The organism is Microbulbifer sp. JSM ZJ756 (genome assembly GCF_044383805.1).
Classification (GTDB): domain Bacteria; phylum Pseudomonadota; class Gammaproteobacteria; order Pseudomonadales; family Cellvibrionaceae; genus Microbulbifer; species Microbulbifer zhoushanensis.
Genome location: NZ_JBISER010000014.1, coordinates 33781 through 57414, shown reverse-complemented (window position 1 = coordinate 57414; position 23634 = coordinate 33781). Strand labels below are relative to the sequence as shown.

General features: G+C 62.4%; 21 protein-coding genes, 1 tRNA gene and 1 riboswitch. Of the genes, 20 read left to right on the top strand and 2 right to left on the bottom strand.

Features of this window, described 5'->3' with window-relative positions:
- Positions 1-108: 108 nt before the first annotated feature.
- Together ACH6CX_RS17820 and ACH6CX_RS17815 are read right to left on the bottom strand one after the other, a co-directional pair.
- The gene (locus tag ACH6CX_RS17820) at positions 109-1872 is read right to left on the bottom strand and encodes a bifunctional protein-serine/threonine kinase/phosphatase (protein WP_237064100.1); all 1764 of its coding nucleotides are present in this window, start codon (positions 1870-1872) and stop codon (positions 109-111) included.
- 143 nt (positions 1873-2015) lie between these two features.
- Positions 2016-3491 (bottom strand): NarK family nitrate/nitrite MFS transporter, encoded by a 1476-nt coding sequence (locus tag ACH6CX_RS17815; RefSeq protein ID WP_233006141.1) that lies wholly within the window; start codon positions 3489-3491, stop codon positions 2016-2018.
- A 321-nt stretch (positions 3492-3812) separates the two neighbouring features.
- Between ACH6CX_RS17815 and ACH6CX_RS17810 the strand changes: the two genes are divergently transcribed.
- The 20 genes from ACH6CX_RS17810 to pnp all read left to right on the top strand — a co-directional run bounded on the left by ACH6CX_RS17810 (position 3813) and on the right by pnp (position 23263).
- Positions 3813-5114, top strand: coding sequence for a nitrate/nitrite transporter (locus ACH6CX_RS17810; protein ID WP_233006140.1), 1302 nt, complete (start codon positions 3813-3815; stop codon positions 5112-5114).
- Between the two features lie 171 nt (positions 5115-5285).
- The gene (locus ACH6CX_RS17805) at positions 5286-6467 is read left to right on the top strand and encodes an alginate export family protein (protein ID WP_233006139.1); all 1182 of its coding nucleotides are present in this window, start codon (positions 5286-5288) and stop codon (positions 6465-6467) included.
- 165 nt (positions 6468-6632) lie between these two features.
- A riboswitch (molybdenum cofactor riboswitch) is annotated at positions 6633-6771 on the top strand.
- The gene (gene moaA / locus ACH6CX_RS17800) at positions 6760-7737 is read left to right on the top strand and encodes a GTP 3',8-cyclase MoaA (protein ID WP_233006138.1); all 978 of its coding nucleotides are present in this window, start codon (positions 6760-6762) and stop codon (positions 7735-7737) included. It overlaps the preceding riboswitch by 12 nt.
- A 2-nt stretch (positions 7738-7739) precedes the next feature.
- A complete protein-coding gene (locus ACH6CX_RS17795) occupies positions 7740-8405 on the top strand; it encodes a molybdenum cofactor guanylyltransferase (protein ID WP_237064097.1) in 666 nt (221 codons plus the stop codon).
- Positions 8383-8925 carry a molybdenum cofactor biosynthesis protein B gene (moaB, locus tag ACH6CX_RS17790; protein ID WP_233006136.1) on the top strand — a complete coding sequence of 181 codons (543 nt, stop codon included), beginning with the start codon at positions 8383-8385 and terminating at the stop codon, positions 8923-8925. Before ACH6CX_RS17795 ends, moaB begins: the two co-directional genes overlap by 23 nt.
- 4 nt (positions 8926-8929) lie before the next feature.
- Positions 8930-9424 carry a cyclic pyranopterin monophosphate synthase MoaC gene (gene moaC, locus ACH6CX_RS17785; protein ID WP_233006135.1) on the top strand — a complete coding sequence of 165 codons (495 nt, stop codon included), beginning with the start codon at positions 8930-8932 and terminating at the stop codon, positions 9422-9424.
- A 4-nt stretch (positions 9425-9428) separates the two neighbouring features.
- Positions 9429-9674 carry a molybdopterin converting factor subunit 1 gene (gene moaD / locus ACH6CX_RS17780; RefSeq protein WP_233006134.1) on the top strand — a complete coding sequence of 82 codons (246 nt, stop codon included), beginning with the start codon at positions 9429-9431 and terminating at the stop codon, positions 9672-9674.
- 1 nt (position 9675) lies between these two features.
- Positions 9676-10143, top strand: a complete 468-nt coding sequence (gene moaE / locus ACH6CX_RS17775; protein ID WP_237064096.1) for a molybdopterin synthase catalytic subunit MoaE — start codon at positions 9676-9678, stop codon at positions 10141-10143.
- Positions 10134-10892 carry a molybdate ABC transporter substrate-binding protein gene (modA, locus tag ACH6CX_RS17770; RefSeq protein WP_233006132.1) on the top strand — a complete coding sequence of 253 codons (759 nt, stop codon included), beginning with the start codon at positions 10134-10136 and terminating at the stop codon, positions 10890-10892. The genes moaE and modA overlap by 10 nt, the downstream gene beginning before the upstream one ends.
- Entirely contained in the window at positions 10889-11599 is a 711-nt protein-coding gene (modB, locus tag ACH6CX_RS17765) for a molybdate ABC transporter permease subunit (protein ID WP_233006131.1), read from the top strand. Before modA ends, modB begins: the two co-directional genes overlap by 4 nt.
- Positions 11599-12735: an ATP-binding cassette domain-containing protein gene (locus ACH6CX_RS17760; RefSeq protein ID WP_233006130.1), complete on the top strand. Its 1137-nt coding sequence runs from the start codon at positions 11599-11601 to the stop codon at positions 12733-12735. The genes modB and ACH6CX_RS17760 overlap by 1 nt, the downstream gene beginning before the upstream one ends.
- 52 nt (positions 12736-12787) lie before the next feature.
- Positions 12788-13552, top strand: a complete 765-nt coding sequence (locus ACH6CX_RS17755; RefSeq protein WP_396676095.1) for a HesA/MoeB/ThiF family protein — start codon at positions 12788-12790, stop codon at positions 13550-13552.
- A 255-nt stretch (positions 13553-13807) separates the two neighbouring features.
- A tRNA-Met gene (locus ACH6CX_RS17750) sits at positions 13808-13884 on the top strand.
- A gap of 262 nt (positions 13885-14146) precedes the next feature.
- Positions 14147-14611, top strand: a complete 465-nt coding sequence (gene rimP / locus ACH6CX_RS17745; RefSeq protein ID WP_233006128.1) for a ribosome maturation factor RimP — start codon at positions 14147-14149, stop codon at positions 14609-14611.
- Positions 14612-14668: 57 nt separating this feature from the next.
- Positions 14669-16171, top strand: a complete 1503-nt coding sequence (gene nusA, locus ACH6CX_RS17740) for a transcription termination factor NusA (RefSeq protein ID WP_233006127.1) — start codon at positions 14669-14671, stop codon at positions 16169-16171.
- A 120-nt stretch (positions 16172-16291) separates the two neighbouring features.
- Positions 16292-19078: a translation initiation factor IF-2 gene (gene infB / locus ACH6CX_RS17735; RefSeq protein ID WP_334078700.1), complete on the top strand. Its 2787-nt coding sequence runs from the start codon at positions 16292-16294 to the stop codon at positions 19076-19078.
- 76 nt (positions 19079-19154) lie between these two features.
- The gene (gene rbfA / locus ACH6CX_RS17730) at positions 19155-19589 is read left to right on the top strand and encodes a 30S ribosome-binding factor RbfA (protein ID WP_233006125.1); all 435 of its coding nucleotides are present in this window, start codon (positions 19155-19157) and stop codon (positions 19587-19589) included.
- A 2-nt stretch (positions 19590-19591) separates the two neighbouring features.
- A complete protein-coding gene (gene truB / locus ACH6CX_RS17725) occupies positions 19592-20533 on the top strand; it encodes a tRNA pseudouridine(55) synthase TruB (RefSeq protein WP_233006123.1) in 942 nt (313 codons plus the stop codon).
- 80 nt (positions 20534-20613) lie between these two features.
- On the top strand, positions 20614-20883 hold the full coding sequence (gene rpsO, locus ACH6CX_RS17720) for a 30S ribosomal protein S15 (RefSeq protein ID WP_233006121.1): 270 nt from the start codon (positions 20614-20616) through the stop codon (positions 20881-20883).
- A gap of 262 nt (positions 20884-21145) precedes the next feature.
- Entirely contained in the window at positions 21146-23263 is a 2118-nt protein-coding gene (gene pnp / locus ACH6CX_RS17715) for a polyribonucleotide nucleotidyltransferase (RefSeq protein ID WP_233006120.1), read from the top strand.
- Positions 23264-23634 lie beyond the last annotated feature (371 nt).

The window sequence follows — 23634 nt, the reverse complement described above, 5'->3', positions numbered from 1 at the left end:
AATTCAACGGTTATTACGCTTTCTGTTTGCCCGGTGAACAAGCCGGGGAATATCTGTCCAGGGACCCACTACCCCTTCTGCCCGCGGCGGCCGGAATATAGCGGCCGGTCAATTGCCGGACGAAAACAGGGCGAGCAGTGCCAGCAGGGTGATGGCCCAGAGTCCGCACAGCAATTTCCAGAACATGGAGGCGTTCTGGCCCTGCTGATCGCTCGGGTCGTCCCGCAGGTAATCCGGGTTGGGGGTGCCCAGGTCGGTGATGAAGGCGTCCAGGGTGTGGTAGCGCTCCTCGAGATCGATGCTGCAGCCCCGTTCCAGTGTGCGATCGAACCAGATTGGCACCACGGGGTTAAACGTCGCCGCGGGGCGGTAACGCAGCTGCTCGTAATCGGCCAGCGAGCGGCACTCGTTGATGCCCTCGCCATAGGGCAGCTCCCCGGTGAACAACTCGTAGGCAATGGTGGCCAGCGCATAGATATCGCCCTGGATACCGGTGTTGCGCCCGAGAATATAGTGCGGGTCTGAATAAGAGGCGGTGCCCAGGGCGCCGGGATGTTCCAGCGGCCGGAAGACTTCGGCGCTGCCGGCAATATAGACCGAGCCGAAATCCACGATTTTTGCGCGCCCTGCACGGTCGAGCATGATGTTGGCGGGCTTCAGGTCCTGGTGAATGGTTTCCTGCTGGTGGAATGCAGCCAGTCCCGCGGCGACCTCGCGGATAATACGGAAGGCCTCGGCCGGTTTCGGAAAGCGGTTTTTCGTCATCCAGTTTTCCAGCGTGCGGCCGTCCACGTATTCCATCAGGTAGTAAAGGACTGTGCGCGGCCGCTGTTGACGGTGCACTTCCACCACGTGATCGTTCTGGATCCGCAGGCCGATCCACTCCTCCTGGATGAAGCGGTCGATATAGTGGATGTCGTCCTCATAGTTGATCGAGGGCGTCTTCATCACCAGTGCCTCGCCGGAGGCGGTATCATTCACCAGGTAGAGCTGGCTGCGCTGGGAGGAAAAGATTTCCCGCTCCACCCGGTAGCCGTCCAGGATCATGCCCGGCTCCAGCGGTGGCGGAAAAGGCAGCCGGGTGAGCTGGCGACTGTAGTCATCCAGTGTGGTTTCCGGCACCGACCTGACCCGCACGACCAACGCGGTGAGGTTATCGTCGCTGCCATTTTCCTCCGCGGCCCTGACCAGCGTCTCGGCCTTCTGCTGTTCGGTCAGGTCCGTGTTCGCGAGCAGTGTGCGGATAAACTCCGCATCCACAAAGTCGTGGACCCCGTCGCTGGTAATGAGGAAACAATCGCCACGCTCCAGTTCCACCCGCCCGTAATCCACCTGCAGGCCGGTATCCATGCCCAACGCCCGCGCCAGCATCCGGCGCCGATGGGACAGCACCACCGTGTGATCGCGGGTCAGGCACTTCAGCTGCTTCTGGCGCAGGTGGTAGATGCGGCTGTCACCGATATGGAAATAGTGCGCACTGCGGGATTTGAACACCACCGCCGAGAAAGTGCAGAGAAAGCCCTTTTCCTCCTGGGCAAACTCGTGGCTCTTGCGATAGAGCTTGCTGTTGATGGAGGCGAGGATTTTCTGCCCGGCATGGGCCGCGGACCAGGTATCGGGTGTACGGAAGTAATCCTCCACGAACTGCTGCGTCGCCGTGCTGCTGGCGAGGGCGCCTGCCTCGGCTGAGCTTACGCCATCCGCGACGGCGGCCACCGCACCCAGGTACTGTTGCAGGTGCGGGCTGGCGGGCCAGTGAAAAACACCCGCATCCTCGTTCTGGGGCTTGGGTCCAGCAGTGCTACACAGGCCGGAAGACAGGACCGGGGCGCTGGAGACTTCCGCTGGCAATGGGGCGGTTGGTGCATTCATGTCTCTTTCCTGGCGGCCAGAAGGTTACTGTGCCGGGGTGGGGTGCCGGTGTCCAGACCGCAACTGCCAGCGGTTGGGACGGCTGTACCCCGGAGACAGGAAAACGGCCCGCAGGCCGCTTCCCTGTCCGGCAATTGCCCGGGTTATTCCACACTGATCAGCTGCACGGTGCCATCGGGCAGTACTTCCGCAATCTTGCCTTTAGGCTCGTCGAGGAAGGCGCAGGCAAAAAAGATCACCGCGGCTGCGCCAGCAATGACCAGGAAGAACTGGCTGTAGCTGACAAAGGACAGGACGGTAAGGAAGGTGACGGCCCCCACGTTACCATAGGCACCGGCCATCCCCGCGATCTGCCCGGTCATGCGGCGCTTCACCAGGGGCACGATGGCGAATACGGCACCCTCACCGGCCTGTACGAAGAAGGAGCACATCATGGTGGCCGCCACCGCGGCGGGAATCCACCAGCCACCGTGGATCTGGCTCAGCACCAGGTAGCCGACGGCCAGGCCGCCTACCAGGAACATCAGGCTGCGACGGCGGCCGATCTTGTCACTGAAATAGCCGCCGGTGGGCCGCGCCACAAGATTCATGAACGCGAAGCCGGAAGCCAGCAGGCCCGCCTTGACCGGGCTCAGGCCCTCGAACGTCTCGAGAAAAAACAGCGGCAGCATGGAGACCACCGCCAGTTCGGAGCCGAAGGTGACGAAGTAGGCCAGGTCGAGAATGGCCACCTGCTTGAAACTGTATTTCTCCAGCTCCGGTACACCATCTTTAAGGTGTTCGCTGTTCACGTGCCAGATCATCCTGGTCTGCAGCGCAAACAGCACCGCCAGCAGTCCCCACATGGCATAAGTGGCCTGCTGGCTCAGCAGTGCCACCCCGGCGGGGGAGAGTTTATAGGCCAGCGCGCCCAGTGCCAGGTACATGGGCACGTTCATCAGCAGATAAAAGTAGAGGTCCCGCATACTGGTCACTTCTAGGCCACCGCTCTTTTTCGGCTTGAAGTAGGTAGAGCCTTTCGGTGTATTGCGGGCAATGTGGTAATAGATGAAGCCGTAAGTACCGGCGATTATCCCGGTCAGGCCCAGCGCGTAGCGCCAGCCGTCGTCACCGCCAAACAGTAGCGCGATAGTCGGCAGGCTCATAGCGCCGGCGGCGGAGCCGAAGTTGCCCCAGCCCCCATAGATGCCCTCGGCAAGGCCCACCTGCCTGGCGGGGAACCATTCACCCACCATGCGGATACCGATAACAAAACCGGCACCGACAAAGCCGAGCAGGAAGCGGAACAGTGCCAGTGATTCATAACTGTCTGCCGTGGCGAAACCGAGGCAGATCAGTGACGAGATTATCAGCAGGCCACTGTAAACATGCCGCGGCCCGAATTTGTCGACGAGCATGCCGATAATAATGCGGGCGGGAATCGTGAGTGCCACGTTAAGGATGAGCAGGGCCTTGACCTGTTGGCTGGAGAGGTCGAAGGCCTCCTTGATGAAGACCAACAACGGTGCGTGGGAGAACCACACCACGAAGCTCAGGAAAAACGCGAACCAGGTAATGTGCAGTGTTTTTATCTTGGGATCGCCCCAATTCAGTAGATTGAGGCCGCTCGATTCACTCATGGTTATATCTCCGGCGTGACGGGAATCGTTGGTTAAGTGGGTCTGGCCCCGATGGTATGGGAGTGGTGCCAGAGAGGAAGCGGACAAAGGGGGTAGGCACGCGGGAAAATCCGGGCAATTTTCCGATAACTTACCCCTATGGGCTAGGGCGTCTCGCCGGTAAACAACGCGAGCGGGCGCTGTTTTACCACCAAGGTGGTAGCAGTGCTTGCCTCTTCCATTTGCAGGATATTTTTGGAGGTAACACTGCAGATCGCCCCCCGGAAATACGCAGGCCGGGAAACAGTTGCCGTAAAATGGGGAAAACAACGGAGCCCGGTAATGCAATACTCACAGCAACTGGCGGGACGCGTACTTGTTCTCGCCACGGCCATGTTTGCGGCCAATTTCTCGGTATGGATCCTCTATGCCGTTCTCGGTGTCGAGTTGCGGGAGCAGTTCCAGCTCTCGGCGACCGAGTTCGGCGTGCTGCTTGCGGCCCCGATTTTCACCGGGGCGTTACTGAGGTTCCCGGCCGGGCTGCTGGTGGAGCGTTTTTCCGCAAAGAAACTGATCCTGGTCCAGATGCTGTTGCTGCTACCGGTGCTGGTCCTGCTGCCGACCATCAGCACTTTTCCGGGGCATCTGCTCGCCGGCCTGTGGCTGGGGATTTCCGGTGTCTCTTTCGTGCTGGGCATTCGCTATATCAATCCCTGGTTCGAGCGCAGGCAGCAGGGAACAGCCATGGGTATCTTTGGTGCCGGTAACGCCGGCGCGGCGATTACCCTGGCGCTGGCCCCGGCCATAGAGAGCTGGGCCGGGCGAGACTGGATAGGCCCGCTTTATGGGATGGGCCTGCTGGTGATGGTAGTCCTGTTCGCAGTGGCCGCACCGGAGGAGACCCGCTATATGCAGCGCCGGCGGGCGAGCAACCTGGCGCAGCAATTGCAGCCGTTGCGCCAACTGAGGGTCTGGCGTTACGGGCTTTATTACTACTTTGTGTTTGGTAGTTTCCTGGCATTGCTGCTGTGGCTGCCGCACTACTACCTTTCTGTCTACGAGGTATCCCTGACCACTGCCATGGCCCTGACCCTGGTGTTCGTGGCCCTGTCGAGTTCTGTGCGGGCGCTGGGAGGCTGGTTTGCCGACCGCTACGGTGCCCGCACGGTGAACTGGAGTGTCTTCTGGACCTGCCTGGTATGCCTGTTCTTCCTGAGCTACCCGCCGACCAGCATGACAATCCATGGGGTTGAAAGGGATGTGGAGCTCAGTATTGAAGTGAGTATCGAATTGTTCACCCTGCTGCTGCTGGTGATCGGTATAGCCCAGGGCTTCGGACGCGCCTCGGTATACAAGGCGCTCCATGACAACTTTCCCGGGCATATGGGCAGTGTCGGGGGGACCGTGGCGACTATCGGCGCCTTTGGCGGCTTCACGCTACCAGTCATGTTTGGTATGGCGCAGGATTTAGTGGGTATTCACAGTGCGGCCTTTATGCTGCTCTACGGAGTGCTCGCACTGTGCATGGTGGTGATGTACCTGGCGATCCAGAGAGAGCGTTATCAGCAACGACTGCAGTTCGCGCGGCAGCATAACTTCCTTCACGACGATACCGGCACCGGAGGGGCTCTTTCCGTAGAATGACTCCGCTTACCGATTTGGTGGTAACCGGTGGGGCGAGTGGGTGGTAGGAAATTTCAGGGGGTGAAAAAGCGGTGGATTTTCCCGGTGCGCAAAGGGGTGTAACTTGCTCCCGATCCCGATCACCCAATCGCATAGGAAAAGCGGATGAATACGCAATATCTACCGAAATTAATGGGCGTTCTAGTTCTGGGTGCTTGCAGCAGCCTGGCAGTGCATGCGGCAGAGGAGGATAGCGGCGCGACCTCGATGGCAGACGCCCTGGGTTCCGGAAGCGTGGGGCTCAACCTGCGTTACCGGGTCGAGGGCGTCGATCAGGAAAACCTGGAGGAAAATGCCATCGCCTCCACCCTCAGGTCGCGCCTGACCTGGGAGAGTGCGGCTTACCACGGATTTTCCAGCCTGCTTGAATTTGATGATGTCTCAGTGATCGGCGATGGCGATTACAATTCCACTACCAATGGCAACGCCCTCTACCCGGTGGTTGCTGATCCCTCCGGGACTGAAGTCAACCAGGCCTACCTGCAGTACCGCGGCAAGTCCTCCATAGCCACCGCCGGCCGGCAGCGCATCAACCTCGATGACCAGAGATTTGTCGGTGGGGTGGGCTGGCGCCAGAACGAGCAGACTTACGATGGTTACCGTTTCCAGTATGGCCAGCCTGACAGTTTCCAGCTCGACTACAGCTACATATACAACGTCAACCGGATTTTTGGCGAGGACAGCGTCAATTCCGACTTCCGGGGCGCTATCCAGCTGCTTCACGCCGCCTACCCGGTAAACGAATCCCATAAGCTGACGGCGTTTCTCTACGAGCTGGACCTGGACACGGTGGTCAACGCCTCGAGCCGTACTATCGGCGTGCGGTACGAGGGTGCATTCGGGCCTGTCTCAACCCGGTTGAGCTACGCCACCCAGTCCGAGACCGGCGACAGCACCCTCGAGTACAGAGCGGAATACTACCTCGCCGAAGTGGCCGCCAGCATCGGCCCGGTGCAGCCGAAAATAGGCTACGAGGTGCTCGGCAGCGATGACGGAGCGGCCTTCACCACGCCGCTTGCCACCCTGCACAAGTTCCAGGGCTTCGCCGACAAGTTCCTGGCGACACCGGCCGACGGGATCGAGGATTTGTATGTCGGGGCCAGTGCGAAACTCGCCGGTGGAAATTTCGGAGTGACCTATCACAACTTTGGCGCTAACGCCTCGTCCCTGGATTATGGCGAAGAGTGGGATGTCAGCTACGGCCGCAAGATCAATGACCAGCTCTCCGCACTGGTGAAGTACGCGACCTACAGTGCCGATGAGTACGGCGTGGATACTGACAAAATCTGGCTGATGCTCACCGCCAGCTTCTGATAACAACAGGAAACCGTTTCCCCGGCCAGGCGTCGGGGCTTTTTTTACTGTTGCCCCCGGGCGTCCGGGTACGGAACCCCGCTATCGTCGATTATCGAAACGTACTTGCCCCGGGAGGAGTACCACCTTTGCCCCAAGCAGAAACCTGTCGCGCTGGTACACTGGCAACAGTTTAAACACCGAGTCCCGCTGCCTACACGGCCTCAGCCGCAAGGTGCCGGGACCGTGGCCGGAAAGGCCACCAGGGTCACACGGGAAACCGGGTGGCCTCCCGACTTTGGAAAGGCGTTTAATGTTACAAGATAGCTATGGCCGCCGGTTTTATTACCTGCGCCTGTCCGTGACCGACATCTGCAACTTCCGCTGCAATTACTGCCTGCCCGACGGGATTGGCTGTGGGCGATCGCTCGAGGGTGAAAACCCCCTCTCCGTGGCGGAAGTTGACACCGTCGTCCGCGCCTTTGCCTCGCTCGGTACCGAAAAGGTGCGCCTCACCGGCGGCGAGCCCTCCCTGCGCCGCGACCTCGACTCACTCATTGCGGCAGTGCATGACTGCGATGGCATCCGTCGCGTGGCAATCACCACCAATGGCTATCGCCTGCCATCCCAGATAGACGGTTGGCATGCGGCCGGGCTCGACCAGTTGAACGTGAGCGTGGACAGCCTGGATCCCGCGCAATTCCAGCGGATTACCGGTCACGACCGCCTCGAGAAGGCCCTGGCCGGGATCGACCGCGCCCTGGAGCTGGGTATCCAGACCAAGGTCAATGCCGTCCTCCTGCGTCAGCACAACCTCGCCGGTTTCGACCAGTTCCTGGACTGGGTCCGGCAGATGCCGGTGACCCTGCGCTTTATCGAACTGATGCGCACCGGCGACAACCGTGAGTTCTTTGCCAGCAACCATGTCTCTGGCACAGATATTGAGTCCCGACTTGTACAGGACGGTTGGCAGCAGGTGGTGCGCGCTCGGGATGCGGGTCCGGCCCGGGAGTATTACCACCCGGATTACGCCGGCCGTGTCGGCCTGATCACCCCCTATAGCAGTGATTTCTGCGCGAGCTGCAACCGGCTGCGCATGTCTGCGCAGGGCAAGCTGCACCTGTGCCTGTTCGCCGACGCGGGCTTCGACCTGCGCCGGGAGATCGCCGCCGGCGATGCGGAGGCCCTGGCCGACCATATCCGTGAACTGATTGGCGGCAAGAGCGCGGGTCACGAGCTGCAGCGCGGACTGACCGGCGCCACCCGCAACCTGGCAATGCTGGGGGGATGAACATGGCAACTACACAACAGAGCATCGGCGTGGTGCTGGCGGGCGGGCGCTCCAGCCGCATGGGGCGGGACAAGGCCCTGCTGCCCACTGCCGGTAACCGCACCTTCCTCGACCACGCCTGTGCGCTGCTGCGTGAGCTGCCCCTGGCCCAGGTGGTTGTAAGTGGTGCCCGGCCCGGCGGTGTCCCCGACCTGGTCCCCGGCCGGGGACCGCTGGGGGGACTGCACGCTGTTGCCAGTGCCACCAAAGCGCCAGCGGCGCTGGTGATCCCCGTCGACATGCCGCTGCTCCCGGCAGGAGCGCTAGCCCGTTTGCTGCATGCCGGCGTCGAGAGCGGCCGCGCCAGCTACTTCGGCGACTATTTCTTCCCGCTGTGGCTGCCGCTGGACACCGGGTGCCGGGCCTACCTGCAGCGCGCGGTGGAAGGGGATGCGCCCAATGCCGTGGGTGCGCTGCTGCGGCACCTGGGGGCTCTTTCCCTGCCGGGCGCGGGCGACTGGTGCCACAACGTCAATACGCCGGCGGACTACTACGCCCTGCCAGGTAGCGCACTGCCGGGCAGCGCCCGGTTCGTGCATCCAGTGGCTGAAGTCGGGTGCCCGAAAAGAAATTCCCGATACCAATTTTCCGAGAGAGTACTGAACAATGGCCGGACACGCTTCCACTGAATTCATCCCGCTCAATATCGCGGTGCTGACCGTTTCGGACACCCGCACCGAAGAGACCGATACCTCCGGCGGTTACCTGCGCGAGGTTCTGCAGGGGGCCGGTCACCAGCTGGCCGACCGGCGGATAATCCCGGATGACGTCTACCAGCTGCGCGCGGTGGTTTCCGCGTGGATCGCCGATCCGCAGGTGCAGGTGGTCCTGGTGACTGGCGGTACCGGCTTCACCGAGCGGGATTCCACGCCGGAGGCACTGCAGCCCCTGTTCGACAAAACGGTGGACGGTTTCGGCGAGCTGTTCCGGCATATCTCCCTGGGGGATATCGGCAGCTCGACGGTCCAGTCGCGGGCCCTGGCGGGGCTCGCCAACCGTACCCTGGTGTGCTGCATGCCGGGTTCCACCGGCGCCTGCCGCACCGCCTGGGAGGGCATACTGGAGCAGCAGCTGGACGCGCGTCACCGGCCGTGCAACTTCGTGCCGCACGTGGATTTCCAGCGCCAGAACTGTGCGACCCGGGGATAATGCCATGAGCCACCTGACCCACCTGAACGAGCGCGGCGAGGCCAGCATGGTCGATGTCACGGCCAAGGAGATCACCGACCGCAGTGCGCGGGCGCAAAGCAGCGTAACCATGAGTGCGGACGCATTTGCACTGTTGAGCGAGGGCGCCCACCGCAAGGGGGACGTGCTGGCGGTGGCGCGCATCGCCGGCATCCAGGCAGCCAAGCGCACCGCGGACCTGATTCCTCTGTGCCATCCGCTGGCGCTGACCAAGGTGGCCGTGGAGTTCGAGTTGTGCCCGGAGGATCATCGGGTAGACATCTCCGCATTTTGCCGACTGGCCGGGCGTACGGGTGTCGAAATGGAAGCGCTGACCTCGGCCTCGGTGGCGGCGCTGACGATATACGACATGTGCAAGGCGGTGGATCCGGCGATGGTCATCGGGCCCACCCGGCTGGCAGAGAAAACCGGCGGCAAGCGGGGCCACTGGCAGCTCGCTGATGCAGGCATGCAGGAGTAACGACATGATCAAGGTTCTGTTCTTCGCGCGACTTCGGCAGCAGCTCGGTATGGGTGAACTGCGGCTCGAGGACTTTTCCGGCACTGTGCGCTCGCTGTGCGCAGTCCTCTGCGAGAAGTATCCCCAGTGGCGGGAACACCTGGATGACGATGCTATCCGGGTGGCGGTGAACCAGGAACTGGCAGACAGCGACGCAGCCGTCGCCGCCGGTGACGAGGTGGCCTTCTTTCCCCCGGTGACCGGAGGCTGATATGGACCGCATCGATGTACGCGAGGCCCCCCTCGATGTGGCCGCCGAATACGCGGCCCTGCAGCAGGCGAATACGGCCGATGGCGCCTGCGCGATGTTTGTCGGCTCGGTGCGGGATTTCAATGCCGGCAGTGCGGTCGGCGGCCTGGCCCTGGAGCATTACCCCGGCATGACGGAGAAAAGCCTGCGGGCTATCGTCGCAGATGCACGCGGGCGCTGGCCCCTGGGGCGGGTTAACCTGGTCCACCGGGTAGGTCCCATGCAGGTGAATGACGAAATCGTCTTTGTCGGGGTCACCAGCCCCCACCGCCAGGCGGCGTTCGCGGCTTGCCAGTACATCATGGACCGGCTCAAGACCGAGGCGCCGTTCTGGAAGCGCGAAACCGTTCGGCGGGCCTGCGGTGCTGAGGAAGAGCGCTGGGTCGAGGCCCGGGCCAGTGACCAGGCGGAGCTGGAAAAGTGGGGCTGATACGTGCGCTGGCCGTGCTGGGGGCGCTGCTCGCGCTCGCGCTCCCGGCCGGGGCCGACGACTGCCGGCTGAAGGTGGCGGTGGCCGCGAGTTTCCGTCCCGCCCTGGAAACGCTGTTGCCGGAATTCGAGGCCGCCACCCGCTGTCGTGTCGTGCTGACCAGCGGCAGTTCCGGGGCGCTTTACCAGCAGGCCCTGCACGGCGCGCCGTTTGACCTCTTCCTTTCCGCCGACCGGCAACGCCCCGGCTTGCTGGAGCGGCAGGGCAGGATTGTGCCGGGCAGCCGCCGCACCTATGCGCGGGGCCTGCTGGCGCTGTGGCTCCCGGATACCGGGGGGGGATCGGAGGCGCTGCTGCGGCGCTGGCGGGATACCCTGGTGCTGGCCGATCCCGAGGTGGCGCCCTTCGGGGTCGCTGCCAGGCAGGTGCTGCAGTCGCTGGGGCTGTGGGAGGCCGGTGGCGCGCGGCTGGCGCGGGCCCACAATGCCGGCCATGCTTTCATGCTGCTCGAATCCGGGCACGCCCGACTCGGCTTTGTCGCCGCGAGCCAGATGACCGCGGCCGGCCGTAATAATGTCTGGCTGATACCGCAGGATCTTTATGAGCCGATTGAACAGCAGCTGGTGGTGCTCAGGCACGCTCGTAGTCCCTCAATGGCAGAGGCCCTGGCAGACTTCCTGGCCAGTGATGACACCCGCCAGCGACTGGTGGCCCTGGGTTATGGCCCCGGGGCGGGGAAGGGCTTATGAATCTTGATATTGCCGACCTGGGCGCGCTGTGGCTGACCCTGCGCCTCGCTGCAGTAACCACAGCGCTGTTACTGGTTATTGGTGTACCGCTGGCGTGGAAACTGAGTCACTGGCAGAGTCGCTGGCGCCACGCGGTGGAGGTGATCATCACCCTGCCGCTGGTATTGCCGCCTACAGTACTGGGCTTCTACCTGCTGCTGGTGCTTTCGCCGAACTATGCGCCGGGAAGCTGGCTGGCGGAAGCGCTGGGACAGCCGCTGGTGTTCTCCTTCACCGGCCTGGTGATAGCGTCGGTGATCTACTCCCTGCCATTTATGGTGCAGCCGCTACTCGTGTCCTTCAGCCAGCACGGCGGGCGGCTGACCTCTGCCGCCGCGGCTCTCGGCATGCCGCCGCTGGCGGCATTGCTGCGGGTGCTGTTGCCGGCCAGCCGCCCGGCAATCATCAGCGCCTGCGCCCTGACCTTTGCCCATACCCTGGGGGAATTTGGCGTGGTGCTGATGATCGGCGGGGCCATTCCGGGTGAGACCCAGGTAGTATCGGTTGCACTCTACCAGCATGTGGAGGCGATGGAATACGGTGCGGCCCACCGCCTGGCGCTCCTGCTGGTAGTGGTCACCACGGCACTGTTGCTGCTCGCCCGCTGGCTGGGGCGCAGCGCGGTAGTGAAAGACCGGGACGTTCCTGTAATGGGGGCGCTGGGCTGATGGATCTGGCACTGTCATTCCTGCGTCCGGCGGCGCGTCATGGGTACGGCGAGAAAACCGGCACGCGGGGGCTGGCCGTCGAGGGGCTGGTTACCTCACTGAATACCACGACGCCCTGGCAGCTCGCCCTCCCGGCCAGGGGAACCTTCGGCTTCAGCGGTCCGTCCGGTAGTGGCAAGAGCACCCTGCTGGCCGCGCTTGCCGGACAGCGCGCCTGTTCGGGCCGGGTGAGCTTTGCCGGCATGTGCTGGCAGGAAGGCACCTGGGGACTTGCTGCCCACCAACGCGACCTGGTGCTTGGCTTCCAGGATGTACGCCTGTTTGCCGGGCAGACCGTTGCCGACAACCTGGCCCTGGCCCATCGCTACAGTCGCCGTCGACTGGCACACGAGGAGCGGGCGGGGTTGATCGAGGCATTCGGGATCGCACCGTTACTGGGGCAGCCGGTTGAGCAGCTCTCTGGCGGTGAGGCCCAGCGGGTGGCACTTTTACGCCAGCTATTCAGTAATGCTGCAGTGCAGCTCTACGACGAGCCCCTGTCCGCGGTGGATCGGTCACAGGTACTCCGTGGCCTGATCCCGGCGCTGAGAGCTTTCTGGGCCAGAAACCCGGCACTGGTGATCTGGACCAGTCACGATTTCAATGAAATCCAGCTGCTTGCCAGCCACTGCCTGTGGATGGAGGAGGCCGCACTGCGTGGACCCGTCGCCGTCCGGGAGTTGATCGGGTTCCAGGCGTCCGGCGAAAGCGCGGAACACTCCTGCTGTAGTCGCCTGGAGGCGCGGGTCGAGTCCTGCGAGGCGGGCCTGCTGACCCTGTCCCTCGGCGATGTCCTGCTCTATGCGGACAATGTAGTGGGGTGCCACCGGCCCGGGGATATCGTCCCTTTCCTGCTCGGTTCCGGAGATATCAGCCTGAGCCTCGAGCGCCCCGGCCTTTCCAGTATCCTGAATTGCCTCCCGGCCGAGTTGCTGGCCATGGTGCCGGTTGCGGACGGGCGCGTGCGCCTGGAACTCGGAGCCTGCGGCCAGGCATTCTGCGCTGATATCTCGCGCCTGTCGCGGGAGCGCCTGCAACTGGAGGTGGGCAGGCGCTACTTTGCGCAGTTCAAGGCCGGCAGCCTGACCGGCCTCTGATAACAGCATCGCCGCCGAGTCTTCAGGCGGTGATTTTATCGATTGGTGAAACATGCTCAGTCATAAAGAACGTATCCGCTACAGCCGCCAGATAATGCTGCCGCAGATGGGGGAGGCTGCGCAGGAAAAGCTGGCCGGGGCCAGGGTCATGGTTGTGGGCATGGGCGGGCTCGGTTGTCCCGCGGCGCTGTACCTGGCCACCGCGGGCGTCGGCGAGCTGCACCTGGTGGATGGCGACGAGGTGGAGCTGTCCAACCTGCAGCGCCAGGTACTCTACAAAGCCAACCACCTGTACAAGCCGAAAGTGCTGGTTGCCGCGCAGCAGCTGCAGGCCGCCAACCCGGCAATCCGGATCCACCCACACTCGGTGATGGCGGACGAGGGGTGGCTCACAGGTCACCTGCCTGCCTTCGACCTGATGCTGGACTGCACTGATAACATGGAAATCCGCCACAGTATCAACCGTGCCTGTCGGGCGCTGGGGGTACCGGCCATCATGGCCTCGGTGCAGGGATTCTCGGGCCAACTGGTGAGTTTTGATTTTCGCCGGGAGGGTTCACCATGTTATGCGTGCCTCTTTCCAGAGGCGGAACGCGCGCCGCTGGCCAATTGCGAGACCAGTGGCGTGATTGGGCCGGCACTGGGGGTGGTTGGCAGCGCCCAGGCGCTGGAGGCCATCAAGTTGCTGGTAGGCCTGCCCCTCGGCAGCCTGGATTCCCTGCAGGTGTTTGAGGCTGAATACCTCGAATGGCGCAGCCTGGGCCTTGGCGCGCGACGCTGCAGTACGTGTGAGGCGCGCGCGACCGCAGGCGCATGACGTGCCCACCCGCTGCGCCCGGGGGCAGCGATGGGGCACCAATGGGGCCTGTGGAAGTGGTGAAACCCCGGCCGGATTTGCTTCTATCGATTTGGTTCTATAATAGGAATCGGGATGCGCCGGGGAAGGTGAAATTAAATGCCATGGACGGGTTGACGCCGCGGCCCCGTCCCCATAGAATGCGCAGCCTCTTGAGCGGTTAGGCAACTGGCCGCAGGGGAGCGGAGAGCACCAGGCTTCGCTTCTCGGAGTTGATGCGGGGTGGAGCAGCCTGGTAGCTCGTCGGGCTCATAACCCGAAGGTCGTAGGTTCAAATCCTGCCCCCGCTACCAAATTTGAAACGTTGGGTCGCAACCCGGCGTTTCGCGTTTGAAGCCCCGGTCAGGGGCTTTTTCGTATCTGCGAGATACGGTTTCCGAATGGGCCGGAAGTAGGCGCCGCGGTTTGTCATTCGGACCGTGGGGCGGGCTTCCCAGCCCATTTTTTGTTTGTGGGGTACGTCGGTGTGCTCCAGCTTTATGGCGGCCTGGCCGGCCACCCGATACCGCACAGGTAACCGGGACCGGCGGCTAGCCGAAGAGTGTGGTGAATAGAATGGCGACCAAGCGCGAACAGCTGGAAGAACTCCTGGGTCCGGTAGTGGCCTCGCTGGGCTGCGAACTCTGGGGTATCGAGTACCAGACCCATGGCCGCAACGCATTGTTGCGCATTTATATCGATTCCGAAGACGGGATCGCGGTGGAGGACTGTGAAAAGGTCAGCCGCCAGGCCAGTGCGGTGCTGGATGTGGAGGATCCCATCAGCGGCAAGTACACCCTCGAGGTTTCTTCGCCGGGAATGGATCGACCGCTTTACCGCCTGGACCAGTATGAACGTTTCGTTGGCCACCAGATTGAAGTGCGTCTGCGTATGCCGCTGGAAGGCCAGCGCAAGTGGCGCGGCCTGCTCGCCGGTGTCGAGGGGGAGGAAGTGGTGTTGCGTATCGACGGCGAGAACGAATACCTGCTGCCGATCGACAGTATCGAGCGGGCCAACATCGTTCCCCAGTTTACCAAGTAACTTTTCAGTCATTTTCTAGTAGGCGCCTGCGCACAGGCGATTTAGAGGCACAGCTGCATGAACAAAGAGATCTTGCTGGTAGCCGAGGCGGTTTCCAACGAAAAGGGCGTCGACCGGGATATTATTTTCCAGGCGATTGAAGTGGCCCTGGCAACTGCCACCAAAAAACGCTACGACGAAGACTCCACCATTGAGGTGGCCATCGATCGCAGGACCGGCGACTATGAGACTTTCCGCAGCTGGGAAGTCGTGGATGACGATACCCTGGCTGAGCTGGGAACCCAGTTCACCCTGGAAGAAGCACATGAGAAAGACCCGGAACTGAAGGCCGGGGATGTCTACCGCGAACAGGTAGAGAACGTCGAGTTTGGCCGTATTGCCGCGCAGACTGCCAAGCAGGTAATCGTGCAGAAAGTGCGGGAAGCCGAGCGCGCCAAGGTTGTGGAAGAGTACCGCGATCGCGTTGGTGACCTGGTGAGCGGCACCGTGAAGAAGGTGACCCGGGACTTTATCGCCGTGGACCTGGGCAACAATGCGGAGGCCCGCCTGCCGCGTGACCAGCTGGTGGGTCGTGAGATCTTCCGCCTGGGCGACCGGGTGCGCGCAATCCTGTTGGAGATCCAGCCGGAAGCTCGCGGGCCGCAGCTGATGCTGAGCCGCTCCTGCCCGGAGATGCTGATCGAGCTGTTCCGCATCGAAGTGCCGGAAATCGCCGAGGAGGTAATCGAAATCAAGGGCGCTGCCCGCGACCCTGGCCTGCGCGCCAAAATCGCGGTCAACACCAATGACGGTCGCATCGACCCGGTGGGCGCTTGTGTGGGTATGCGCGGTGCGCGCGTACAGGCGGTTTCCAACGAGCTCTCTGGAGAGCGCGTGGATATCGTCCTGTGGGACGACAACCCGGCCCAGTTTGTTATCAATGCCATGGCCCCTGCCGAGATCGAGTCCATCGTGGTGGATGAGGACGCCGGCTCCATGGACGTGGCGGTGGCCGAGGAAAACCTCGCCATGGCGATTGGCCGCAGCGGCCAGAACGTGCGGCTGGCCTCCGAGCTGACCGAGTGGCAGATCAACGTGATGAGCGTTGAGGAGTGGCAGGCGAAGCAGGAAGCCGAGTCCGGCAGTATCATGGAAACCTTCATGGAGCGCCTGGATATCGACGAAGACGTTGCCGGTGTACTGGTGGAAGAAGGTTTCACCACCCTCGAGGAAGTCGCCTATGTACCCATTGAGGAGATGCTGGGTATCGAGGGCTTCGACGAGGAAATCGCCGAGGAACTGCGCGCCCGAGCCAAGGATGCGCTGCTGACCCAGGCGCTGGCCTCCGAAGAGCAGCTGGATGCGGCCGAGCCGCAGGAAGACCTGCTCAACATGGATGGCATGGACCGCCAGCTGGCTTACCAGATGGCGAGCAACGGCATCGCCAGCATGGAAGACCTGGCCGAACAGGCTGTGGATGACCTGCTGGATTTTGAGGGTGTCGACCAGGAGCGCGCTGCCGCCCTGATCATGAAGGCTCGTGAGCCCTGGTTTGCCGACGACAGCGGCGAGCAGGCGTAACGAAGTCCGACGGTAGTAGAATAGCCGGGTCCGCTTGGCGGGCCCTATGGAATGCTGTCATGTAACAATTGCGGGTAATCCAGATAAAACCCCTCCGACAAGCGAATTTTAGGAGAGAGAATGGCCGAAGTAACAGTTAGCGAACTCGCCAAATCGGTTGGTGCCACCGAGGAACGTCTGCTGAAGCAGATGAAGGATGCGGGTTTGCCCCAGACCTCTGCCGATGCTGTAGTGTCGGATGAGGAAAAACAGGTCCTGCTCAACTTCCTGAAAAGCAGTCACGGGGAGCAGAAGACTTCTGCGCCACGCAAAATCACCCTCAAGCGCAAGACCACCACCACGCTCAAAACCGGCTCTGGCACCGGCCGCAAGACCGTGAATGTGGAAGTGCGCAAGAAGCGTACCTACGTGAAGCGCCCCGAGGCCGAGCAGGCCGCGGAAGCGGAGCGCGAGGAGCAGCGGGCAGAGCTGGAGAAAGCACTGGCGGAACAGGCCGAGCAGGAACGCGTGCGCGCCGAGCAGGCCGAGGCGGAAGCCGAGAAGGCCCGTGTCGAAGCCGAGGCGGCGGCTGCAGCTGCAGCGGCCGAGCAGGAGGCAGCCGAGGCCGCTGCGCCGGAGCAAGAGGCAGAAGCACCGGCTGCCGAGGCCGAGCCCGAGCAGGCAGCGGAGTCCGCCGAGGAAAAGCCCCAGCCAGCAGAGGAAGCCAAGCCCGCGCCGGCACGCTCGACTTACGTTGACGACATCGAAGCGATGCGTATCGCCGCGATGGAGCGCCGCAAAGAGGCAGATGCACTCAAGGCCCAGGAGCTGGAAGAGAAGAAGGCCCGCCTCGAGGAGGAGCGCCAGCGCGCCGAGCAGGAAAAGCAGGAGCGCGAGCGCAAGGCCAAGGCCGAAACGGTCAAGCCGTCCCTGCGTCGCAAGCTGGAGGCGACCCCCACCGTCACCGAGAAAGAGGAAGACGAGCCGCGCAAGCGCCGCGGTCGTCGCGGTGCCAAGGGTGGCCCGAAGAAGTCCAGCAAGACCGCGCTCTACGAGCAGGCACTGGAAGCGTTTGAGGATTCGGAAAGCGAGAAGCGCAGCACGCGCTCCCTGTCCCGCCCGACGCTCAAGATCAAGAACACACATGGGTTCAAGAAGCCCACGGGAAAACAGGTGTACGAAGTACAGTTAGGTGAAACCATCACCGTCGGCGAACTGGCCAAGCAGTTGAACATGAAGGCCGGCGAACTCATCAAGCGCCTGATGAAAATGGGCGAGATGGTCACCATCAACCAGAGCCTGGATCGCGAGACCGCCACCCTGATCGTCGAGGACCTCGGCCACAAGGTGGTACTGCGTTCCGAGAACGAGCTCGAGGAAAGCCTGGTGGCTGAAGTCGAGAAGGCCGAGGGTGAACAGGTCTCCCGCGCCCCTGTCGTCACCGTGATGGGCCACGTGGACCACGGCAAGACCTCGCTGCTGGACTACATCCGCAAGACCAAGGTGGCCTCCGGTGAAGCCGGTGGTATCACCCAGCATATCGGTGCCTACCGGGTGCAGACCAGCCAGGGCGAAGTCGCCTTCCTCGACACCCCTGGCCACGCCGCATTTACCGCCATGCGCGCCCGCGGTGCCCAGGCTACTGACGTTGTAATCCTGGTGGTGGCAGCGGATGACGGTGTCATGCCGCAGACCGAGGAGGCCATCCAGCACGCCAAGGCGGCCGGTGTGCCGCTGGTTGTCGCCATCAACAAGTGCGACAAGGAAGGTGCGGACCCGGATCGCGTCAAGAACGAGCTGGCAGCGAAAGAGGTTATCCCCGAGGACTGGGGCGGCGACACGCAGTTTATCGAAGTATCCGCCCATACCGGCCAGGGCATCGACGACCTGCTGGAAGCAGTATCCCTTCAGGCAGAAATGCTGGAACTGAAAGCCGAAGTGGGCGTGCCCGCACGCGGTGTTGTCATCGAATCGCGCCTGGAAAAGGGCCGCGGTGTGGTTGCTACCCTGCTGGTACAGAGCGGCGAGCTCAAGCGCGGCGATATTGTTCTCGCCGGCCAGAGTTATGGCCGTGTGCGTGCCATGACCAACGAGCTGGGCAAGAGCGTAACCGAGGCTGGTCCGTCCACTCCGGTGGAACTGCTGGGTCTCGACACCACGCCCAATGCCGGTGACGAGTTCATGGTGGTTACCGACGAGCGCAAGGCCCGTGAAGTGGCCGAGCAGCGTTCCGAGAAGGAGCGTCGTGAGCGTATGCAGCGCCAGCAGGCGGCCAAGCTGGAAAACATGTTTGCCGATATGGAAGCCGGTGAAAGGAAGGTCCTGCCGGTAGTCATCAAGGCCGACGTGCGCGGCTCGCTGGAAGCTATCCTGTCGGCGCTGGCGGACATCGGTAACGAGGAAGTCTCGGTTAACGTAGTGTCCAGTGGCGTGGGTGGTATCGCAGAAAACGACATCAACCTGGCCTTGACCTCCGGTGCAATCGTCATCGGCTTTAACACCCGTGCCGATGTTGCGGCCCGCAAGCTGGCCGAGGCCGAGAGCGTGGAAATCCGCTACTACAGCGTGATCTACAATCTGCTGGACGAGGTCAAGCAGGCCCTGTCGGGTATGCTGGAGCCGGAAGTGCGCGAGGAAATCGTGGGTATCGCCGAGGTGCGCGATGTCTTCCGGTCGCCCAAGTTCGGCGCCATCGCCGGCTGTATGGTCACCGAGGGTACCGTATACCGCAACAAGCCGATCCGCGTCCTGCGTGACAACGTGGTGATTTACCAGGGCGAGCTGGAGTCCCTGCGCCGCTTCAAGGACGACGTCCAGGAAGTGCGCAACGGGATGGAGTGCGGTATTGGCGTGAAAGACTACAATGACGTCAAGTCCGGGGACCAGATCGAGGTCTTCGACATCGTCAAGGTCGCCCGCGAGCTGTAACCGGGACCACTCCATAGCGCCATCCCGGCCCGCTGCCGGGATGGCGTGTTATGCCAGCCACTCTTACAGGTAACCAATGGCAAGAGAATTTTACCGCGCCGACCGAGTCGCTGACGCCATGCGCCGCGAGCTGGCGCAGTTGATCCAGCGTGAAGTGCGCGACCCACGCCTGGGCATGGTCAATGTCAATGACGTTGAGGTCAGCCGGGACCTGGCATCCGCAAAGGTCTATGTCACCTTTGTCGGTGAGGATGACCGCAGCAAGATCAATACCTCGATGCAGGTCCTGAACAAGGCTGCCGGATTCCTGCGCAGCCAGCTGGCGCGTGCCATCCAGATGCGCACTATCCCCCGCCTGCAGTTCCGCTATGACGAAACGTCGGTTCGCGGCCAGGAACTGTCCGCACTGATCGAAAAGGCGGTAAAGTCCGATCGCAGTCATCATCCGGACGATGCCGGTAACGACGACAGCGGTGACCGGGGTGACAACAAGGGCGACGACAAAGAGTAACCATGGGCCGCAGACCAAAATGGGGCCGTGCGGTTAGCGGCGTCCTGCTGCTGAACAAGCCTGCCGGAATCACCGCCAACGACGCCCTCCAGAAAGCCAAGCGACTGTTTTTCGCCAACCGTGCCGGGCATACCGGTGCGCTGGACCCGCTCGCCACCGGCGTGCTGCCGGTGTGTTTTGGCGAAGCCACCAAGTTCTCCCAGTACCTGCTGGATGCCGACAAGCGCTATCGGAGCACCTTCGTGTTCGGGATGCGAACGGCCAGCGGCGATGCGGATGGTGATGTGATTGCCACCGCGGACGCCTCCGGCCTGCAAGAGGCGGATGTGCGGGAGGCGATGGCCCAGTTCCGTGGCCGTATCCAGCAAGTGCCGTCCATGTACTCCGCCCTCAAGCACAAGGGCCAGCCACTCTACAAGCTGGCCCGCCAGGGCCTGGAGGTGGAGCGCGAGGCGCGCGAGGTCGAGATTTTCGAGTACGAGCTGCTGGCCTTTACTCCCGGCCCCCAGCCCCGCGCCGAAGTGGAGATCCATTGTTCCAAGGGCACTTACGTGCGCAGCCTGGCGGAGGACCTGGGCGAGGCCCTGGGTGTGGGGGCATACGTGGAGAAGCTGCACCGCAGCGCCGCGGGCCCCTTCGATGAGGCCGATGCCCTGACCCTGGATGAGCTGACCGAAGAGCGGGGTGAGGGTCGCGCCGAAGAGCTGGACCACCACCTGTTACCGGTGGATGCACCCGCCTCGGGACTGCCGAAACTGACCCTGCCGGAAAGCACCGGCTACTATGTGCGCCAGGGACAACCCGTCATGGACCTGCAGGTCTACCGTATCGGCCAAGAAGGTGATATGGTGCGCCTCTTCCTGGAAACTGGCGAATTTCTGGGCGTTGGAGAGATTACCGACGACGGGTGCGTGGCACCGCGTCGACTGGTAAGTGGCAATTAGCCACAAAACCGACTAGCTGGTCTGTAAATATGCACGGGCCAGCCGGATCATCAAAGCATATTACGACGAGGTATTTCGTTATGGCACTGTCAGCCGAAGAAAAAACCGCAATCCTGAAAGAGCACGGCCAATCCGAAGGCGATACCGGTTCCCCGGAAGTCCAGGTGGCCCTGCTGACCGCCAACATCAACAAGCTTCAGTCTCACTTTTCTGAGCACAAGCAGGATCACCACTCCCGTCGTGGCCTGATCCGCATGGTAAACCAGCGCCGCAAGCTGCTGGACTACCTGAAGAAGAAGGATCTGAACCGTTACGCACAGCTGATCGCCAAGCTCGGCCTGCGTCGCTAAGACCCTGGAATGCCCGCCCCCGGCGGGCTTTCTTTTTTCAGATACTTGTTGGAAAGTGGGATTCATGCCACTTTCCGGCAGTCGCGTCGGGAAACCAGGCCTGGAAGTATGGATGGTCGGGTCTCCCGGCGCTTTTACGACCGGCTCCCCGCCGGTCGCGGTACATCTTGTGCCGCACTGTCCGAGGCTCGTTGGCATTATTCGAGCCACATGTAGGGGTTACTGGAATGGGCCAGTAACCGACAGGAAATAGGAAAAAAACGTGAATCCAGTAAGCAAGACATTCCAGTACGGACAACACCAGGTCACCATCGAGACCGGCCGCGTTGCGCGCCAGGCTACCGGTGCGGCGCTGGTCACCATGGGCGAGACCGTGGTGCTGTGTACCGTGGTAGGCGCCAAGGAAGCCAAGCCGGACCAGGCTTTCTTCCCGCTGTCCGTGCACTACCAGGAAAAGGCCTATGCGGCCGGCAAGATTCCCGGTGGCTTCTTCAAGCGCGAAGGCCGCCCGTCCGAGAAAGAGACCCTCACTTCCCGCCTGATCGACCGCCCGATCCGCCCGCTGTTCCCGAACGGCTTCATGAATGAAGTCCAGGTGATGATCACCGTACTGTCCGCCGAGAAGGATGTGGACCCGGATATCGCCGGCATGATCGGCACCTCCGCAGCCCTGTCCGTCTCCGGCATCCCCTTCGGTGGCCCGATTGGCGCTGCGCGCGTGGGTTACACCCAGGAAGACGGCTACCTGCTGAACCCGGGCTACAAGGCCCTGGCCACCTCCGAGCTGGACATGGTGGTTGCCGGCACCAAGGACGCCGTGCTGATGGTGGAGTCCGAGGCCAAAGAGCTGCCGGAAGACATCATGCTGGGCGCCGTGCTGTACGCCCACCAGGAGATGCAGTCCATCATCAAGGTCTGCGAGGAACTGAAGGCCGAAGCTGGCAAGCCCGAGTGGGACTGGCAGCCAGAAGCCGTCAACGAAGAGCTCAAGTCCACCCTGGAAAGCCAGTTCGGCGACAAGGTGGCGGAAGCTTACAAGATTACTGACAAGCAGGCCCGTACCACCCGCCTGGGTGAGCTGCGCAACGAAGCCGCTGAGGCCCTGGCTACCGAAGAGGTGGACGAGGGCACGGTGAAGAAGTACTTCGGCAAGCTCGAGAAGCAGATTGTCCGTGGCGCTGTTGTACGCGGTGAGCCCCGTATCGACGGTCGCGACACCAAGACTGTGCGCCCGATCAGCGTCGAAGTAGGCGTCCTGCCGAAAGGTCACGGTTCCGCGCTGTTCACCCGCGGTGAAACCCAGGCCCTGGTGGTTTCCACCCTGGGTGCGACCCGTGATGCGCAGATCATCGATGCGCTGGAAGGCGAGCGTAAAGACTACTTCATGCTGCACTACAACTTCCCGCCCTACTCAGTGGGTGAAGCGGGTCGTGTCGGCGCTACCGGCCGTCGCGAGATTGGCCATGGCCGCCTGGCGCGCCGCGGCATTGCTGCAGTACTGCCGAACCCGGAAGAGTTCCCCTACACCCTGCGTGTGGTTTCCGAGATTACTGAATCCAACGGTTCCAGCTCCATGGCCTCCGTGTGTGGCTCCAGCCTGGCACTGATGGACGCAGGTGTGCCGCTGAAGGCGCCGGTAGCCGGTATCGCGATGGGCCTGGTGAAGGAAGACGAGGGTTACGCAGTACTGACTGATATCCTCGGTGACGAGGACCACCTCGGCGACATGGACTTCAAGGTGGCCGGTACTGCTTCCGGCGTGACCGCCCTGCAGATGGACATCAAGATCGAGGGCATCACCGAAGAGATCATGGAAACCGCCCTGGAGCAGGCCCTGCACGCGCGCCTGCACATCCTCGCGGAAATGAACAAGGTGATCGGCGAATCCCGTGCCACCGTGAACGAGAACGCACCGCGCTACGCGACCCTGAAGATCCATCCGGACAAGATCCGCGACGTGATCGGCAAGGGCGGCGCCACCATCCGTTCTATTACCGAGGAAACCGGTGCCTCCATCGATATCGAGGACGACGGCTCCGTGAAGGTGTTCGGTGAGGATGGCGAGAGCCTGGAAGCGGCAGTTACCCGCATCGAGGAAATCACCGCGGAAGCCGAGATCGGCGCTATCTACGAGGGTACCGTGGTGCGTATCGTGGACTTTGGCGCTTTCGTCAACTTCCTGCCGGGCAAGGACGGTCTGGTGCACATCTCCCAGATCGCCGAAGAGCGCGTCAATGCGGTCACGGACTACCTGAGCGAAGGCCAGAAGGTATTCGTCAAGGTGCTGGACGTGGACCAGCGTGGCCGCATCAAGCTGTCCATCAAGGAAGCGAACGCGGACCGTGCCGAAGCGGAAGGTTCTGCCTCCGAAGAGGGCTGATGTATAGCCCTGTACGTTGAGTGGTGCGGCCCTGGCCGCCCGCCTTCGAACGAAAAAACCCGGCCATGGCCGGGTTTTTTATTTGTGCCCGACGCTGCAGCAACAACCAGGGAAGGGCGGATACAAGATCCGCCCCTACTGGTTGCTAACCCCGTGCCCTGGTGCAGGGGCGATCCTTGTGATCGCCCGGGCTGCCGGTTCCCTGTGCGTGGGATTGGGCGGATACAAGATCCGCCCCTACTGGTTCCTATATCCCGTGCCCTGATGTAGGGGCGATCCTTGTGCTCGCCCGGGCTGCCGGTTCCCCGTGCCCGGGGAAGGGGCGGATACAAGATCCGCCCCTACAGGTTGCTAACCCCGTGTCCTGGTGT